Raw genomic sequence first — 17,940 nt, 5'->3', positions numbered from 1 at the left:
CACCTCCCCCCCGCCCCCAGGCGGGGCCACGCGAGGCCCCGCCCCCCGGGCCACGCGGCGGTCCGCCGGGCGGGCGTCCGTGGGGCGTCCCCGGGGGCGTCGGGCCCGCCACGCCCTGGGCGTCCTCGCGGCGGGCTGTGCGGGTGTCGTGGTCATGGGGCTGGGGTGGCTGCTGGTGCAGGGCGGGAGCGCGAGCGACGACGCGGCGAGCGACCGGGCCGCGGTGAGCGAGGAGCAGGCGGGTTCCGCCGAGTCGGGCGCAGTCGCCTTCGGCAGCCCCCGCTACCTCGCCTGCGCCCGTCTGGTGGCCGAGGGCACGGTGACCGGCGCCGAACCCGTGCCGGGGGCCGGGCAGCACCGGATCACCCTGGAGGTGACCCGTTCCTACAAGCCCGAGGAACGGCCGGCCGAGGACGGTGAACGGATCACGTTCGTCCTGGACGACGACACCGCCCGGCTCGTCGAGGGCGACCACGCCCTGGTCGGTGTCCCCCTGTACGGGGACACCCCGGACGCCGTGATCACCGGCGAGGAGGCCGTCGCCGCGGAAGGCGCCCGGGTCACCGCCTCCCTGCCCGGGTCCCGCACCCTGACCTGCGACTGACCCCGCCGCACGGCAAGGGGCGGGCGCCCCGAAGAACGCCCGCCCCCCGTGCCGCACCGGACTACGGCACGACCTTGCCGATCCGCACGCTGCCGAGGCCGGCGACCGTGCCGTGGGCGTTGACCAGCTGGACCTGCCCGAAGAACTCACGGCCCTCCGGGGCGGGGGCCAGCGCCGTGACGCTGCCGGAGACCGTCGCCGAGGCGCCCGGGCCGAGCTTCACCGGCACCGAGCCGTCCACGGTGACCGAGCCGAGGGAGGCGGCGAAGTACACGTCCCGGTAGTCGTACTCCGTGCTGCCCGACGGCACCGAGTAGCCCGCGATCTTGACGGTGTACGTACCGGCGGCCGGCTCGGCGACGGAGACCGACTCCTCGGAGTCGCCGTCGGCGGACTGCCCGACGACGGCGCCGTCCTCGCCGTAGACCGTCAGGTCCAGGTCGGCGGAGGCGTCGGAGACGCCACCGATGGCCACGTCCAGCGACGTGGCGCCCTCGGGCACCTCGACCGTGGCGGTCTTCGTCTCGCCCTGCCGGATCGCCGGGCGGGACGTCTCGGCCGAGCCGAGCGAGCCGCCGACCAGCTTGCCCTCCAGCGGGGCGTACCGGTTCGTCACCTTCCAGGAGACCGCCGCCGGGGTGCCGGCCTTGGCCTCGGGCACGGTCACGACCTCCGGGTCGAAGGCCGCGCCGAGGACGGTGACGTCCAGCTCGTACGGGTTGTCCAGCAGCGGCGAGGTGCGCCGTGCCTCGACCTCGATCTCCCAGACGCCCGGCTGCGGGTCGGCGTACGCGCGCACGTCGGGCCGGCAGCCGTTGCCGTCGAGGTAGTTGTTGTAGCAGTACGGCGTGGAGGTGTTGTCGACCGGGACGCCGTACGGGTGGAGGGCGATGAAGCGGGTCTGGCTGCCGTCCCGGAGGCCGCCGATCGCCACCTCCAGCGTCTTCGCGCCCTCGGGGACGGTCACGAAGTAGGACCGCGTGCCGTTGCGCTGCACGGAGCCCTTCGCGGAGAAGTCGTACGCCAGCGGGGCGGAGGCCACGACCGTGGTCAGGACCTGCTTGTCGACGCCCTCGGTACGCGGGTCGTCGACCTCGAGGATCGCGCTCTTGATGCCCGCGGAGCGCGGCTCGGCCTGCACCTTGACCTTCACCGGCTTGTTCAGCGGCAGCTCCACCTCGTCCGAGCCGACGATGCGGAAGGTGCGGCCGGTGTTGTTCTCGAGGTGCAGCTCGTGCCGGATCGCCCGGTCGGCACCCGACGTACGCGTGACCGTGATCTCGTACGTCTTCTTCTGGCCGGTCTTCAGGCCGCCCTCGCGGTCGTAGAGGCCGGTGCCGTGGCCGGGGGTCTTCAGGAACTGGTCGACGGCGGTGTCGACGGGGGCCTGGACCGCGTACTCGTGGGCCGCGGCGCCCTTGCGGATCGCGCGCCAGGCGTCGGGGACGTTGATCAGGCCCGCGCCCTCCTCGTAGGCCTGCACGCCCTTGATGTGGTCGGCGGTCGAGGTCAGGGCCGTGCGCAGCTTCGCCGGGGTGAGGTCGACGCGCGTCTGCTTCGCGGCGGACAGCAGCAGCGCCGAGGCGCCGGCGGCCTGCGGGGACGCCATCGAGGTGCCCTGGAGCATGCCGTAGCCGGCGGGGAGGTCGTAGCCCGCCTCGGGGACCGGGGCGCCGGGCATCCAGGTCTGGATGGTGTTGACCGCGGCGCCGGGCGCGGTGAGCGTCGGCGTGAAGCCGCCGTCCTCACGCGGGCCGCGCGAGGAGAACGGCATCATCGCGTACTCGGTCTTCACCGCGGAGCCGTAGTTGGCGGCCCAGGTCTCGCGGGAGATGGACGCGCCGACCGAGATCACCTTGTCGGCGAGGCCGGGGTCGCCGATGGTGTTGGCGCCGGGGCCGGAGTTGCCCGCGGAGATCACCAGCTGGACGCCGTAGGTGTCGATGAGCCGCGTGTACAGCAGGGCACGCGCGTTGTTGCCGTCGTTGAGCGCCGGGAGGCCGCCGATCGACATGTTGACGATGTCGACGCCGCGGTTGACGACGAGGTCGGTCATGCCCTCGGTGAGCGCGACGTTGGTGCAGCCGCCGGACCAGGAGCAGGCGCGCGAGGAGACGATCTTCGCACCCGGAGCCGCGCCGTTCATCTTCCCGCCGAACAGGCCGTGGGCGGCGGCGAGGCCCGCCACGTGGGTGCCGTGCTCGGACTCGATGACGCCGATGTTGACGAAGTCGGCCTTGGCGCCCGAGGAGCCGAGGGCGACGTCCTTGCGGATCTCGACGACGAACGGCTGGCGCTCGGCCACGTCCGTCCGGGGGTCGTCGGTGCCGAAGTACCCGACCTGGAAGCCGTCCTTGTACGGCTTCATCGGGGTGTCGTCGGCGAAGTCGTGGTTGTTGTTCAGGTCGACGCGGACCGTGCCGGCCTGCGCGTCGTACAGAACGCCCCAGGAGTCGGTGGTGTCGCCGTCCCGGTTGGCGTCGCCCTTGGCGTCACCGCCGGCGGTGACGGACTCGCGGAAGACGTTGACCCGGTACGACCCGGCGGGCGCCGTCCAGGTCTGCCCGCCGTAGGTGAAGGTGGGGCCGGAGACCGCGGTGTCCATGCGCCGCCAGGTGGCGTCCTCGTCGACGACCGGGTCGGTCGCGGTGACCCAGTCGACGATCTTGCGCTCGCCGGTGGTGGTCCTCTGCAGCGCCGGGTGGCCGAGGTCGACGCCCGAGTCGAGGATGCCGATGGTGACGCCGCGGCCGTCCGCCTTCGGGTTCTTCTTCACGAAGTCGACGGCGCCCGTCTCGAAGGACGGGTTGTACGGGTTCTCGGCGGGGGTCCGGCGGTCCGGCGCCGGGTAGGAACGGCCCTGGTGCGAGGCGCCCTCGGCCGTGTCCGCGCTCGGTGTCGGGTCGTCCAGCGGGATCTCGTCGCGCAGGTCGATGCCCTGCACGGAGGAGAGCTTGGCGGCGGCGGCGATGGCCGAGTCCGCCTTGGCGGTGGGGACGGTGGCACGGACGTAGCCGAGCTCGTCGTAGGTCCGGCCGACGGTGCCGCCGCCGACCGTGTCCAGCTCCCTGGCCACCTGCTCGGTGCGGCCCGGCGTGGTGGCGACCATCATCGTGACGCTCTTCGCGCCGTCCGCCTTGGCCTCGGCGAGCAGGTCGGCGTCGTGCGAACCGAGCTTGTCGGGCGCCGACTTCGCGGACGCGTCGGCGGGGAGGGCGGCTCCCGGGCCGTCGGCGGCGAAGGCCACGGGCAGGGGCCCGGCCGCGGCGAGCGCGGCGACGAGACCCGCGGCCACGGCGATGCGGGCCGCGCGTCTCGCGCCGGGTATCGGTTCGGGCTGGGGGGTGTGGGTCATCGGCATCCCTTGGCAGTGAAGGAACGTGCGTGAACGACCGGGACGGATCGGTCCTGGCCGAAGCAGTCCGGAATCCGATCCCGGACGACCGCTCAGCTTTACGCAAGGGCACACCGTTTGGGGAGAGTTGTCCGGGACGGGATGAAGCCATGGCGTACTCCCGCCATGCGCCACCGGGGACGTAAGGGACGGTCCATGACAATCCCCTGAGCCCCACCGCGACCCGCCCCCGACGGGTTAACGTCCCGGAGTGCGCCGAAAGCTGCGGGTGGCGGCCTACGCCCTGTGTGTCCGCGACGGACAGATACTGCTCGCCCGTTCTCCGGGCCCCGGCGGAGTCCCCGAGTGGGTACTGCCGGGCGGCGGCATGGAGCACGGCGAGGACCCCCATGACACCGTCGTGCGCGAGGTCGGGGAGGAGACCGGCTACCGCTTCGAGCCCACCGCCCTGCTCGGAGTCGACTCCTCGCACCTCACCCGTCCCAGCCGCTTCGGGCCCTTCCGGCTGCTGCGCCGGACCGTGGACCACCACGGCGTGCGGCTCGTCTACGGGGGCCGGATCACCGGCGGCGAACTCAGGTACGAGGTGGGCGGTTCCACCGACCTGGCCGCCTGGCACGACCTGAGCGCCGTCCCGGGCCTGCCCCGGGTGCCCCTGGTCGACGCCGGGCTGCGGCTGTGGCGGGAACGGCCGGCGGCGGGGCGGACCGCGCCGGGAGCGGGGCTCTCCGGCCCCGGTGACGGCCCGCAGGGCCGGGCGGACACGTGAGGAGGGACCGCCGGGCGGCTCACGCCCCGCGGTCCCTCCGTTCCCCTCCCGGTGGCGCCCCGGCCCTCCCTACCGGGGCAGCACCACGACGTGTGCGGGGGGTTCCCGGTCCCCTGCCGCCATCAACGCCGTGCGGACGACGGCCGCCTGGTGTTCCAGACAGTCCCGCAGCTTGCGCGGCGTGACGTGCACGACCGTGATGCCCAGCCGTTCCAGGTGCTCGCGCTTGCGGGCGTGTTCCGCCCAGAGCGCGTCGTCCTGCTGCCGGTGGCCGCGGGTGTCCAGCTCCAGCGCCACCGCGTGCTCGGGCCAGTAGGCGTCGAGGCCGCCGAGGTGGGGGCCGCCGGGCAGACGCAGGTCGACGTTCCAGACCGGCTCCGGCAGGCCGTGCTCGCGCACCATCCGGTACAGCCGCTGCTCGGCGAGGGCCCGTCCCTCGGCGACCAGCGAGTCCACGGCGTCCACCACGTGCGGGCGGCTGAGCAGCCGGGCCCGGTTCAGCTCCCGTACCACCGCGGCCGGTTCGCAGTGACCGCCGCGCACCGCCTCCGTCAGCAGCCCGCGGACCGCGCCCGCGTCCGTCAGCTCGGCCACCGCGTCGGCCAGCGCCCGCGCCACCGGCGCCACCGGCACCCCGGTGACCTGCTCGGCGGTGGGCAGCGCCGTCGTGCGCACGATCCGCGCGCAGCCCGTCGAACGCAGCCGCCGCAGCCGCGGGACCAGCACGTCGATGACGTCCAGCGACGGCAGCGGGGGAGTGGCGGAGAACCCGTGCAGCGTCAGCGCGGCCCGGCCCGTGATCATCGCCTCCGCGTAGGCGGGCGCGGGCGCCTCTCCCGGGCCCGGCTGGACCGGCACGGCGACGGTGCCCCCGGCGGGCCGTTCCCGCGCCGCGTACAGCAGCACCGCGTGCAGGCGCTCCTCGCTCGTCGGCGGGCCCGGGTGGAGCAGGACGACGTTCGGGAGGAGCTGCTGCCAGGGACCGCCGGGCCGGCACTGCTCGTCGGTCGCGGCGGCGGAGACACCGTGCCTGCGCAACTGCGCGGCCGTCACCAGACGGCGCCCGCCGTCGGCCAGGTGGTGGAGGGGGCGGGGGGAGAGCGGGGTGTTGTGCGTCATGACCAGGAATTTCCCGCGCTTCGTCCGCCGCTTAACCGCTGTTACACGTCCATCACCAAACCGGGACAACCTCGCCCTAAAGGACGGGTGTTCGGATGCCGAAAAGCCCTGGTCCGCCGCGGTGCGGGCCAGGGGTTACGGGTGCGGTTGACCGAATTCCGTAACGATGACGGAGCGCTGAAGCATGGGCCAAAGGTACGGCTTCCGGCCGCCGTGGGCGGGGGGCCCGGCGCACGGCTCCGTCGCACGGGCGCGACCGGCCGCGACGGGCCCGTGGGCCCACCGGCGGCCGGTCGCGCCACTCACCCTCAACGACCGGCGGCAACCCCGTCGCAGGCCTGCCCGCGCAGCGCCCGCGCCAGGTCGTCCCGTGCCTCCAGCACCAGTCGGCGCAGCGCCGGTGCCGCGTCCTCGTGCGCGGACAGCCAGGCGTCCGTCGCGTCCAGCGTGTCCTGGGAGTCCCGCAGCGCCGGGAACAGGCCCCGGACCACGTCCATCCCGATCTGGATGGACCGCTCGGCCCACACCCGCTCGATCGCCGCGAAGTACTTCTCGGCGTAGGGCGCGAGCAGCTCCCGCTGCGAGGGCTGGGCGAAGCCCGCGATGGTCGCCTCCACCAGGGCGTTCGACAGCTGGTCCGACTCCACGACCTGCGCCCACGCCTGCGCCTTCACCGCCGCCGACGGGCGGGCGGCCAGACAGCGCACCTGGTGGCGCTTGCCGGAGGCCGTGTCGTCGCGGGCCAGTTCGGCGGCCAGCACGCCCTCGTCGGCGGCGCCGTGCGCGGCGAGCGGCTCCAGGAAGGTCCAGCGCAGCTCCTGGTCCACGTCCAGGCCGTCGATCTTCTCCGTGCCCTCCAGCAGCCCGCGCAGCAGCCGCAGTTCCGCCTCGTCCGAGGCCACCGCCGCGAAGAACCGCGCCCACGCCAGCTGCTGCTCGCTGCCCGGCGCCGCGTCCCGCAGCTCCCGCAGCGCGCCCTCGCCGAGCAGCCGGCCGCAGGCCGCACGCCAGTCGGGCGCCGCGTAGTGCACCAGCGCGGAGTTCGCCCAGGCGTGCAGCATCTGGAGCACCCCGATGTCGGACTCGCGTCCCGCGAACCGCAGCACCAGGCCGACGAAGTCCCGCGCCGGGAGCAGCGCGTCCCGCGTCATGTTCCACAGCGCCGACCAGCACAGGGCGCGGGCCAGCGGATCGGTCAGCGAGCCGAGGTGCTCGCGCAGCGTGGCCAGCGAGGTCTCGTCGAAGCGGGTCTTGCAGTACGTGAGGTCGTCGTCGTTGACGAGGACCAGCTCGGGCGCCTCGGCGCCGGCCAGCTCCGCAACCACCGTACGCGGCCCGTCGACGTCCACCTCGGCGCGCGCGTACCGCTCCAGGGCGCCTTCGGCGGTACGCCGGTACAGGCCCACCGCCACCCGGTGCGGGCGCAGCTCGGGGTGCGATTCGGCGGCCTCCTGCACCACCGCCAGCTCGTCCACCCCGCCCTCGGCGCCGAGCAGCACCTGCGGGGTCAGCGAGTTGACGCCCGCCGTCTGCAGCCAGGAGCGCGACCAGGCGGCCATGTCCCGCCCGCTGGTCTCCTCCAGCACCGAGAGCAGGTCACCGAGGCGCGTGTTGCCGTACGCGTGCCGCTTGAAGTAGCGCCGGGCGCCCTCCAGGAACGCGTCCTGCCCGACGTAGGCCACCAACTGCTTCAGCACGGAAGCGCCCTTGGCGTACGTGATGCCGTCGAAGTTGAGCTTGGCGTCCTGGAGGTCGCGGATGTCGGCGGTGATCGGGTGCGTGGACGGCAGCTGGTCGGCGCGGTACGCCCATGCCTTGCGGCGGTTGGCGAAGGTGATCCAGCCGTCGGTGAAGCGGGTGGCGCCGACCAGCGAGAAGGCGCCCATGAAGTCGGCGAACGACTCCTTGAGCCACAGGTCGTCCCACCACTCCATGGTGACCAGGTCGCCGAACCACATGTGCGCCATCTCGTGCAGGATCACGTTGGCGCGGCCCTCGTAGGACGCCTGCGTCACTTTGCCCCGGAAGATGAACTCCTCCCGGAAGGTCACCAGGCCCGGGTTCTCCATCGCGCCGAGGTTGTACTCCGGCACGAACGCCTGGTCGTACTTGCCGAAGGGGTACGGGTAGTCGAAGTGGTCGTGGAAGAAGTCCAGGCCCTGCTTGGTCACCAGGAAGACGTCGTCGGCGTCGAAGTGGGGCGCCAGGCCCTTGCGGCACATCGCGCCGAGCGGGATCTCCAGCCGGGTACCGTCCGCGAGCTCGCGCTCGTAGGAGTCCGTCACGTAGTGGTACGGGCCCGCGACCACGCACGTGATGTACGTCGAGATCGGCTTGGTCTCCGCGAACCGCCACACCCCGTCGGCGAGCTCGCCGACGCCGTTGCTCCACACCGTCCACTCCTCGGGCGCCCGCACCTCGAAGCGGAACGGGGCCTTCAGATCGGGCTGTTCGAAGGTGGCGAAGACCCGGCGCGAGTCGGCCGGCTCGTACTGGGTGTACAGGTACACCTCGCCGTCCTCGGGGTCGACGAAGCGGTGCAGGCCCTCGCCGGTGCGGGAGTAGGCGCACTGGGCGTCGACGACCAGCTCGTTGTCGGCGGCCAGGTCCTCCAGGAGGATCCGGGAGCCGTCGAAGACCTCGCTCGGGTCGAGGTCGCGGCCGTTGAGGGACACGGCGGTGACGCTCGGGGCGATCAGGTCGGCGAAGCTGCTCGCGCCGGGTTCGTTGCAGCGGAAGCGGATCGTGGTGACGGACCGGAAGGTGCGCGGACCGCCACCCTCCGCGTCACCGGTCGCCGAGCGCACGTCGAGGGACACCTCGTACCCGTCGACGGACAGCAGGGCGGCCCGCTCCCGGGCCTCGTCGCGGGACAGATTCTCACCGGGCACGGGCGGCACTCCCTCGGGTGGTGTTCAGTATGCGGACAGCACCGATCCTGCCATGCGCCCCTGACGGGCGGCAGCCGGGAATGACCGGGACGGGCGGTGGGTTCGCAGGAGAAACACTGGGTTGTGCGGCCTTCTGAGGAGAGACATGTCGGTCAAGACCCCCGTCGACTTCTGGTTCGACCCGCTGTGCCCCTGGGCCTGGATGACCTCCCGCTGGGTCCTGGAAGTGGAGAAGGTCCGGGACATCGAGGTCCGCTGGCACGTGATGAGCCTCGCCGTCCTCAACGAGGACCGGATCGACGAGCTGCCCGAGGAGTACCGCGAGATGCTCCGGACCAAGGCCTGGGGGCCGGTCCGGGTCGTCATCGCCGCCCAGGAGGAGCACGGCCCCGAAGTCCTCGGCGACCTCTACACGGCGCTCGGCACCCACATCCACAACCAGGACGAGGGCCCGGAGAAGGAGGCGGTCGCCGCCGCCCTGAAGGACGTCGGCCTGCCCGAGTCCCTGATGGACCACTGGGACGCCACCCCGTACGAGCCCCAGCTGCGCGCCTCCCACAAGGAGGGCATCGACAAGGTCGGCCAGGAGGTCGGCACGCCGGTCATCGCCGTCCCCGGCACCGACGGCGAGCAGATCGCCTTCTTCGGCCCGGTCGTCACCCCGGCCCCCAAGGGCGAGGAGGCCGCCAAGCTGTGGGACGGCACCCTCGCGGTCGCCTCCGTCCCCGGCTTCTACGAGATCAAGCGCACCCGCACCAAGGGACCGGACTTCAGCAACCTGTAGCCCCCGGGGCACGGCGGGCCCGCCCCGCGAGTCCTGGCGTCCCGATCGTCCCGTCGCGCACCGACGGGAAACCCCCGCGAGTCACGTCCTCGCGGGGGCTTCCCTCATTCCGCCCGCCGCCGTGAAGGGTGAGAAGACGATCACGAGGCAGGACGACCGGTGGGCCGGGACGACCGGCGGTTCAGGGCGTCACGGCGCCGGCAGCAGCAGGGTGTTCGCACGGGACCTGGCGGCCTCGTAGCGCTTCGCCACGTCCTGCCAGTTGACGACGGCCCACATGGCGTCGATGAAGTCGACCTTCTGGTTCCTGTACTGGAGGTAGAAGGCGTGCTCCCAGGCGTCGAAGACCAGGATCGGGGTGGAGCCCTGGCCGACGTTGCCCTGGTGGTCGTAGACCTGCTCGACGATCAGCCGGCCGCTCAGCGGCTCGTACGCGAGCACGCCCCAGCCGGAGCCCTGCGTGGTCGCGGCGGCCTTGGTGAGCTGCGCCTTGAAGCCGGCGAAGGAGCCGAACGACTCGGCGATCGCGTCGGCCAGTTCGCCCACACCGTCCTTCTCCAGCGGCTCGCCGCCGCCCTCACCGGTCATGTTGTGCCAGTAGATCGAGTGCAGGATGTGCCCGGAGAGGTGGAAGGCCAGGTTCTTCTCCAGGCCGTTGACCGCGCCCCACGACTCCTTGTCCCGCGCCTCGGCGAGCTGCTCCAGGGTGTCGTTGGCGCCCTTCACATAGGCCGCGTGGTGCTTGTCGTGGTGCAGCTCGATGATCTCGGGGCTGATCACGGGGGCCAGCGCGGAGTAGTCGTACGGCAGTTCAGGAAGCGTGTAGACGGGCATGGCGGATCCCCTCCGACCTCTTATTGCAAAAGGCTTGCAACTGCACGCTAGCAGCAAGAGGCGGGGCCGGCGTGCCCGGCGCACACGAAAGGGCCCCCGCACGGATCCGTCTCCGTGCGGGGGCCCTCGGGGGCGAAGAGGTCAGCCGCGCGCCCGCACGCGCTGCCGGGCGTAGCCGACGGCCGCCAGGACCAGCGTCATCCCGCCCGTGGAGTACAGCTGCACCCGCGTGTCCGGCTCGCGGACCATCAGCACGAACACCGCGGCCATACCCGCCAGCGCCACCCACGTCAGCCACGGGAAGCCCCACATGCGCACGACCAGCTTCCCGGGCGCCTCCCGCTCCAGACGGCGCCGCAGCCGCAGCTGGGAGGCGGCGATGAAGATCCAGACGACCAGGATGACCGCGCCGATCATGTTCAGCAGCCACGAGAAGACGTCGTCGGGCCGCCAGTAGCTGAGCAGCACGCAGCCGAAGCCGAAGAGGGAGGAGACGAGCACCGCGATCCGCGGCACCCCGCCCGACACCCGGCCCAGCGCCTTCGGGCCCTGACCGCGCTCGACCAGTGAGTAGCCGATGCGCGAGGCGCCGTAGATGTTGGCGTTCATCGCGCTCAGCAGGGCGATCAGCACGACGACGTTCATGAGCTGACCGGCGCCCGGGATGCCCAGCTCGTCGAGGGCGGCGACGTACGGGCCCTTCTCGACGACCTCGGGGGAGTCCCAGGGGACCAGGGTGACGATGACCGCCATCGAGCCGATGTAGAACAGCGCGATCCGCCACATCGCCGTGCGCACGGCGCTCGCCACGCCCTTGACCGGGTTCTCCGACTCGGCCGCCGCGATGGTCACCGTCTCCAGACCGCCGTAGGCGAAGACCGAGGCGAGCAGACCGATGATCAGGCCGTCGCCGCCGTTCGGCAGGAAGTCGCTCAGGTGCGAGGTGCCCGGGGAGCCGGTGCCCGGCAGGACCCCGGCGATCGCCAGCACGCCCAGCACGAGGAACAGCGAGATCGCGCCGACCTTGAGGGCGGCGAACCAGAACTCGAACTCGCCGAAGTTCTTCACGGCGGCCAGGTTCGTCCCGCAGAACACCGCCATGAACAGCGCCACCCACACCCACTCGGGCGTGCCCGGCAGCCAGCCGTGCACGATCTGCGCCGCGCCGATGCCCTCCAGGCCGACGGCCGTGCACAGCAGCACCCAGAACGCCCAGCCCGCGGTGAAACCGGCCCAGGGGCCGAACGCCCGCTCGGCGTGCGCGGAGAAGGAACCGGACGACGGATACGCGGCCGACATCTCGCCGAGCATCCGCATCACCAGCATCACGAGGAGCCCGGAGAGGATGTAGGCGACGACGATCGACGGTCCCGCGGCGGCGATGCCGGCCCCGGAACCGACGAACAGCCCGGCGCCGATCACGCCACCGAGGGCGATCATCGACAGGTGGCGCTGTTTGAGGCCGTGGGAGAGGGCGGCGTCGTCCGGCTGCGGCGGCGCCTCGGTGGTGGAGCTGTTGGACATGGGGGCGGCTCGTCCATCACGTGGGGGACAGGGCAAAAACGCCGACAGTCTCCGGGGTCGCGCTGGTCGGCGACACCGGTTGCCCACGATGCGGACGGTCGCGATACGGAACGTGAGCATCCGATTGCGGCACTCCATGATAGGCGCAGGTCCCGGTGGCCTTTGGCGGAAACCGACAGTCCCCGTCCCGCACGGCCGGCGTGATCCGCGCCTCTTGACCTCAGTGACCGGTGTCACCCCGGACCAGGTGTCGCCGGCGCCCTTTGTCGGGAGCCCACCAAGCCCCCGTTCCAGCCTTTGTCGAGCGCTGCTGGTGATCGGCTCCGGCCCCCTGGGATAGCGTCGCGGTGTCCCGACATGTCCACACCACCGCGGAGTCCCCATGAGCACCGCTGCCGTCCCCGCCCGCACCGGGCAGGTCCTCGCCGACCTCATTCCCTCCTCCCGAGTCCGGGACGTCGCGCTGGTGGCCGGCGGTGCCGTGCTCACCGGCGTCGCGGCCCAGATCGCTGTGCCCGTACCGGGCTCCCCGGTACCGGTGACCGGCCAGACCTTCGCGGCGCTGCTCGTCGGCACGACCCTCGGCGCGCGCCGCGGCCTCCTCTCGCTCGCGCTGTACGCGCTGGTCGGCATGGCGGGCGTGCCGTGGTTCGCGGAGGGCGGCTCCGGCACCGGCGCCCCGTCCTTCGGCTACGTCCTCGGCATGCTGCTCGCCGCCTCGGCCGTGGGCGCCCTCGCCCGCCGCGGCGCCGACCGGTCGGTGCTGCGCATGGCCGGCACGATGCTGCTGGGCGAGGCGATCATCTACGCCGTCGGCGTCCCGTACCTGGCCCTCGCCGCCGACATGTCCCTCACCGCCGCGGTCGCGGCCGGCCTCACGCCGTTCCTGGTCGGCGACGCGCTGAAGGCCGCCCTGGCGATGGGCGTCCTGCCCACCGCCTGGAAGCTGGCCGACAAGCGGTAGGACCGTCAGCAAGCGCCGGGACCGCCCAGGTCCCCGCCGAAGAGGCTCGCCGGGTCGTACCGCGACCGGATCGCGGCGAGCCTCTTCCGCGTCTTCGCGTCCCACAGGCCGTCCGTGCGGTTTCCCGCACCGAAGGCGAAGTTGAGCGCGCGCCCGGCCGTCACCGGTGCGAGCGGCGCGAAGGCGGCGTCCAGCCGCTCCCGGGCCGCCTCCCGGTCCCCCACGGCCAGCAGCCGCACCAGGAACCGTCCGTCGCGGTGCGGCACCGCGTTCGCCGCGCCCCCCGCGGCCAGCGCCCCGCCCAGCTGGTTGACCTGCACGACGCACAGGGGGCCGCCCGCGTCCGGCCCGGTACGGGCGAGCAGTTCGCCGGCCGCGTCGAGGTCCAGTTCGCGCAGCACCGCGCTGTCCCCGTAGTACGCGTGCGGGACGTCGGGATCGCTGTGGATGGTGTGGCTCTCGGCGTACGGCATCCGTCGCAGCGAGTCGGCGAGCGGCGGCCCGATCCGTCGCAGCGGGGCGGTGATCCGCTCACCGTCGGCACCGGTGTGGGCGACCCGCACGGAGACCACGTACCGCCCCCGCAGCGCCCGCGGCAGCGTCGGCAGATCCGGGTACGGCACGGCCGCGAAGGACGAGGTCAGCCCCTCGGGAACGGTCCGGGTCCACTCCCGCCAGGCCCGCAGCACGGTCGCCGCCCCGACCTCGCGCCCGTCGAAGGAGACCGAGCCGCCGTACAGCGTGGCGACGGGCACGAGGTCCGTCTCCAGCGCGGTGACGACCCCGAGGCCGCCCCCGCCGCCGAGCAGCGCCCAGTACAGGTCGGGCTCCGACTCCGGCGTGACGTGCCGCGCCCGGCCGTCGGCGGTCACGACGTCGAGGGAGCGGACGTGATCGGCCGCGTAGCCGAACTCCCGGGCCAGGATGCCGAGTCCGCCGCCCAGGACGTACCCCACGACCCCGACCGACGGCGCGGAGCCGTTCAGCGGCGCCAGCCCGTGCGGAGCGGCGGCCGTGACGACCTGCCCCCAGCGGGCGCCCGCCTGGACGCGGGCGGTGCGGGCGACCGGATCGACGCTCACCCCGTCCAGGCGCCGTGTGGTGATCAGGACCCCGCCCTCGGACGGCCCGGGCAGCCCGTGCCCGGTGGCCTGGACGCGCACCGGCAGCCCCCGCCGCGCCGCGTACCGCACCGCCGCGGCCACGTCGGCGGCGGAGGACGCGGCGAAGACGGCGTCGGGACGCGGGGCGAACCCGGTCTGGAAACCGGCGAGCTCGTCCTCGTACCCGGGGTCGCCTGGACGGAGGACGAGCGGGCCGGAGGTGCCGTGGGTCGCGTCGCCGCTGTTCGGTTCGTTCACGATGTCCATGCGCGGCATCGTGAACGCATTACCTGACAGCCGCCGTCAGGTTTTCCGTCGTCCCGTCCGCTACCGTGCCGCGTCCCGCGGCGTGACGGTCCTGCGCGCGGTGATCCTCTGCTTGACGAGGGCGACGACGAGCACGAGCGCCGCGACGAGCAGCGACAGCAGCACGGTCGTGCGTCCGTCGTGCTCGGTGTCGGTCAGCATGTAGCCGAGGACGAAGACGATGACGGCGGCGGCCGCCCAGGTCAGGTACGGGAACAGCCACATCCGTACCACCAGCTTCTCCGGCGCCTCCGCCTGGATGATCTTCCGCATCCGCAGCTGCGAGAAGCAGATCACCAGCCAGACGAAGAGGGCCACGGCGCCGGAGGAGTTGACGAGGAAGAGGAACACGGAGTCGGGGAACTCGTAGTTGAAGAAGACGGCGACGAAGCCGAACACCACCGAGACGAGGATCGCCGTCCGCGGCACACCCCGCCGGGTGGTCCGGGCGAAGGCCTTCGGGGCGTCGCCGCGCTCACCGAGCGAGAAGGCCATGCGGGAGGCCGTGTAGAGCCCGGAGTTGAGGCAGGACAGCACGGACGTCAGCACGATGAAGTTCATGATCTGACCGGCGTTCGCGATCCCGAGCGAGTCCAGGGCGGCCACGTAGGAGCCCTTGTCGATGATCGACTGCGAGTCCCACGGCAGCAGGGCGACCACGACGAAGATGGAGCCGAGGTAGAAGACGGCGATGCGCCAGATGATGCTGTTGGTCGCCTTGGTGACGGCCCGCTGCGGGTCCTCGGACTCGCCGGCGGCCAGGGTGGGGATCTCGCTGCCCATGAAGGAGAAGACGACGAGCAGCACACCGGTGAGGATGGCCCCGGCCCCGTTCGGCAGGAAACCGCCGTGCTCCGTCAGATTGCCCAGCCCCGCCTGCTCGCTGTCCACGCCGGGCAGCACCCCGAAGACGGCCAGCCCGCCGACGACGATGAACGCGGCGATCGCGACGACCTTGATCCCGGCGAACCAGAACTCGAACTCGCCGTAGGAACCGACCGAGACCAGGTTGGTCGCGGTCAGCACCACCATCACGATCAGCGCCCAGCCCCACTGGGGCACGGCCGGTATCCAGCCCTCGAGGATCGTGGCGCCGGCGGTCGCCTCGACGGCCAGCACGACGACCCAGAAGAACCAGTACAGCCAGCCGATGGAGAAGCCGGCCCAGGGTCCGAGCGCCCGGTCGGCGTGGGCGGAGAAGGAGCCCGAGGTCGGGTTGGCGGCCGACATCTCGCCCAGCATCCGCATCACCAGCACCACGAGCGTGCCGACGAGGGCGTAGGACAGGAGGATGCCGGGCCCGGCGGTGGCGATGCCGGTGCTGGAACCCACGAACAGCCCGGCACCGATGACGCCGCCGATGGCGATCATCGACAGATGGCGGTTCTTGAGTCCGGCCTGGAGCCCCGACCCGGGTTCTCCGGGTCCGTCGGGGCTCTTTCCGGTCTGGGTCAGAGTCGGCTGCGAGGTCATGGGTTTTCCTTTGCGCCGGTCGAGCAGATTCCCGTACGAGCGGTGTACGAGCCGGACCAGTGAAACGGAGGGGCGGAATTTCCGGAACCTTTGATTCCGGATCGTTACTTGACCTTTCCCTGAAGATCCACAGCTTCACTTACCCTTCTTCGGCGCCGGCACCCGACGCTGCCGGCCGGCGACCCGCGTGTCACACTCGACCCATGCGCGTGTATCTCGGCTCCGACCATGCGGGCTACGAACTCAAGAACCACCTCGTCGAGTGGCTCAAGGCGGCGGGCCACGAGCCCGTCGACTGCGGCCCGCACCTCTACGACGCCCAGGACGACTACCCGCCCTTCTGCCTCCGCGCCGCCGAGCGGACGGCCGCGGACCCCGACGCCCTCGGCATCGTGATCGGCGGCTCCGGCAACGGCGAGCAGATCGCGGCGAACAAGGTGAAGGGCGTGCGCGCGGCGCTGGCCTGGAGCGAGGAGACGGCGTCCCTCGGCCGCCAGCACAACAACGCCAACGTCGTGGCCGTCGGCGCCCGCATGCACACGCAGGAGGAGGCGACGAAGTTCGTCGAGACCTTCCTCGCCACCCCGTTCACCGGTGACGAGCGTCACGTCCGCCGCATCGACATGCTCGCGTCCTACGAGACGACGGGCGACCTCCCGCCCGTCCCGCCGCACCACCCGCAGCAGTAGCACGCCCGGGCCTCCCGGGCCTCCCGGTGCGTGAGCCCCGGGAGGCCCGGACGAACTCCGGGACCCCGAGGCCCCGGGCGGCGCGGAGCGAGGCCGGGAGGGCGGGGCCCGGGCGGTCCAGGCCCAGGCCTCAGGGGGCCCGAGGCCTCAGGGCGGCGCGGGCCGCGACTCGACGCCGGGCCGCGACTCAACGCCGGGTCGAGACCCGGCGGCGCGGTCCCCGACGAGGTCCGGGGCGAGCCCGGCCTCATGACCCGGCCCGGTCGGGGCGGCGAGGGGTCCAGCCTCGGCATGACCCGGCCCCGTCGGGTGGGAGAGGGGTCCAGCCTCCGCATGGCCCGGCCCCGCCGGGCGGGCAAGGGGACCAGCCTCCACAGGGGCGGCGCGGTCCGCGCCGGGTCCGGGGAGGAGGCCCTGGGTGAGCGCGCCGTCCCGGCCGATCGGGCCGGGTGGGTGTGCGAGCTGCGCGGGAGGGCGAGGGGCGCGGCCCTGCCGGGAGCCGGGGCGAGCCCGGGCTTCTCGGTCGGCCCCGCCACGCCGGGCGGGCCAGTGGCCGGGTCGCCCCGCAGGGAGGGCGGTCCCCGTCACGCCCGGGCGGAGCCCCGGTGGGAGGCTCGCCTCCGGGCCGGCCGAATCGGGCGGTGGGGCGGGCGAAGAAGGCAGGAAAGGACACCCCGTGCCAGAAGGGCACACGATCCACAGACTGGCCGAGGACTACGCCACGGCCTTCGCCGGCACGCCGGTGCGCGTCACCAGTCCCCAGGGCAAGTTCTCCGACGCCGCCGACCTGCTCACCGGCAGCCGGCTCACCCGCACCGAAGCCCACGGCAAGCACCTCTTCCTGGGCTTCCGGCCCGCCGAGTGGGTCCACATCCACCTCGGCCTCTTCGGCAAGGTCACCTTCGGACAGACCCCCGCGCCCCCACCCACGGACACCGTCCGCCTGCGCCTCGCCGACGACACCGCGTACGTCGACCTCCGCGGCCCCACCACCTGCGCCCTGATCACCGACGCCGAGAAGCAGGCGATCCACGACCGCCTCGGCCCCGACCCCCTGCGCCCCGACGCCGACCCCCGGGCCGCGTACCGCCGCGTCTCCCGCAGCCGCACCACCGTCGCCGCCCTGCTGATGGACCAGAAGGTCATCGCCGGCGTCGGCAACGTCTACCGCGCCGAGGTCCTCTTCCGCCACGGCATCGACCCGTACCGCCCCGGCAGGGACATCACCCCCGCCGAGTGGGACGCGATCTGGCGGGACCTCGCCGAGCTCATGCGCGAGGGCGTCAGGAACAACCGCATCGACACCGTCCGCCCGGAACACACCCCCGAGGCCATGGGCCGACCGCCCCGCGTCGACGACCACGGCGGCGAGGTCTACGTCTACCGCCGGGCCGGCCTGCCCTGCCACCTCTGCGGCGACGCCGTCCGCACCGCCGACCTCGCCGCCCGCAACCTCTTCTGGTGCCCCACCTGCCAACGGAAGCAGAAGTAGGCGGCCCGCTCAGGCCACGCCCCGCACCCCCTC

The 17,940-nt window shown here is 72.8% G+C and carries 13 protein-coding genes; 6 read left to right on the top strand and 7 right to left on the bottom strand.

All coding sequences use genetic code 11. The features are described from left to right. Positions 1–604, top strand: a 604-nt coding sequence (locus KUM32_RS32145) for a hypothetical protein (RefSeq protein ID WP_217145470.1), incomplete at its 5' end; no start/stop codon positions are given. Between the two features lie 61 nt (positions 605–665). On the opposite strand, the gene KUM32_RS32140 is transcribed toward KUM32_RS32145, so the two are convergent. After that, positions 666–3,959 (bottom strand): S8 family serine peptidase, encoded by a 3,294-nt coding sequence (locus KUM32_RS32140; RefSeq protein WP_217145469.1) that lies wholly within the window; start codon positions 3,957–3,959, stop codon positions 666–668. A 250-nt stretch (positions 3,960–4,209) separates the two neighbouring features. Here KUM32_RS32140 and KUM32_RS32135 point away from each other — a divergent pair, with 250 nt between their 5' ends. Continuing rightward, positions 4,210–4,728, top strand: coding sequence for an NUDIX hydrolase (locus tag KUM32_RS32135; RefSeq protein ID WP_308408769.1), 519 nt, complete (start codon positions 4,210–4,212; stop codon positions 4,726–4,728). A gap of 69 nt (positions 4,729–4,797) precedes the next feature. On the opposite strand, the gene KUM32_RS32130 is transcribed toward KUM32_RS32135, so the two are convergent. Together KUM32_RS32130 and pepN are read right to left on the bottom strand one after the other, a co-directional pair. Further along, the gene (locus KUM32_RS32130) at positions 4,798–5,847 is read right to left on the bottom strand and encodes a hypothetical protein (protein WP_217145468.1); all 1,050 of its coding nucleotides are present in this window, start codon (positions 5,845–5,847) and stop codon (positions 4,798–4,800) included. 308 nt (positions 5,848–6,155) lie between these two features. Then, complete coding sequence (gene pepN, locus KUM32_RS32125) at positions 6,156–8,738, bottom strand: aminopeptidase N (RefSeq protein ID WP_217145467.1); 2,583 nt, start codon at positions 8,736–8,738, stop codon at positions 6,156–6,158. Between the two features lie 145 nt (positions 8,739–8,883). Here pepN and KUM32_RS32120 point away from each other — a divergent pair, with 145 nt between their 5' ends. Next, the gene (locus KUM32_RS32120) at positions 8,884–9,522 is read left to right on the top strand and encodes a DsbA family protein (RefSeq protein ID WP_217145466.1); all 639 of its coding nucleotides are present in this window, start codon (positions 8,884–8,886) and stop codon (positions 9,520–9,522) included. A 189-nt stretch (positions 9,523–9,711) separates the two neighbouring features. Here KUM32_RS32120 and KUM32_RS32115 read toward each other — a convergent pair whose 3' ends face one another. Both KUM32_RS32115 and KUM32_RS32110 read right to left on the bottom strand, forming a co-directional pair. Then, positions 9,712–10,356, bottom strand: a complete 645-nt coding sequence (locus KUM32_RS32115) for a superoxide dismutase (protein WP_217145465.1) — start codon at positions 10,354–10,356, stop codon at positions 9,712–9,714. 141 nt (positions 10,357–10,497) lie between these two features. Beyond that, positions 10,498–11,880 (bottom strand): amino acid permease, encoded by a 1,383-nt coding sequence (locus KUM32_RS32110; RefSeq protein ID WP_217145464.1) that lies wholly within the window; start codon positions 11,878–11,880, stop codon positions 10,498–10,500. A 382-nt stretch (positions 11,881–12,262) separates the two neighbouring features. On the opposite strand from KUM32_RS32110, the gene KUM32_RS32105 reads away from it, so the two are divergent. Beyond that, positions 12,263–12,844: a biotin transporter BioY gene (locus KUM32_RS32105; RefSeq protein WP_217145463.1), complete on the top strand. Its 582-nt coding sequence runs from the start codon at positions 12,263–12,265 to the stop codon at positions 12,842–12,844. Between the two features lie 5 nt (positions 12,845–12,849). Here KUM32_RS32105 and KUM32_RS32100 read toward each other — a convergent pair whose 3' ends face one another. Both KUM32_RS32100 and KUM32_RS32095 read right to left on the bottom strand, forming a co-directional pair. Beyond that, positions 12,850–14,214, bottom strand: a complete 1,365-nt coding sequence (locus KUM32_RS32100; RefSeq protein ID WP_254406428.1) for an FAD-binding oxidoreductase — start codon at positions 14,212–14,214, stop codon at positions 12,850–12,852. Between the two features lie 60 nt (positions 14,215–14,274). Beyond that, on the bottom strand, positions 14,275–15,726 hold the full coding sequence (locus KUM32_RS32095; RefSeq protein ID WP_217145461.1) for an amino acid permease: 1,452 nt from the start codon (positions 15,724–15,726) through the stop codon (positions 14,275–14,277). 203 nt (positions 15,727–15,929) lie between these two features. On the opposite strand from KUM32_RS32095, the gene KUM32_RS32090 reads away from it, so the two are divergent. Together KUM32_RS32090 and KUM32_RS32085 are read left to right on the top strand one after the other, a co-directional pair. Beyond that, positions 15,930–16,415, top strand: coding sequence for a ribose-5-phosphate isomerase (locus KUM32_RS32090; RefSeq protein ID WP_217145460.1), 486 nt, complete (start codon positions 15,930–15,932; stop codon positions 16,413–16,415). A 676-nt stretch (positions 16,416–17,091) separates the two neighbouring features. After that, the gene (locus tag KUM32_RS32085; RefSeq protein WP_217145459.1) at positions 17,092–17,907 is read left to right on the top strand and encodes an Fpg/Nei family DNA glycosylase; all 816 of its coding nucleotides are present in this window, start codon (positions 17,092–17,094) and stop codon (positions 17,905–17,907) included. Positions 17,908–17,940 lie beyond the last annotated feature (33 nt).

The sequence above is a fragment of the Streptomyces sp. AC627_RSS907 genome, from assembly GCF_019049165.1.
This window is presented reverse-complemented; position numbering and strand designations above follow the sequence as displayed.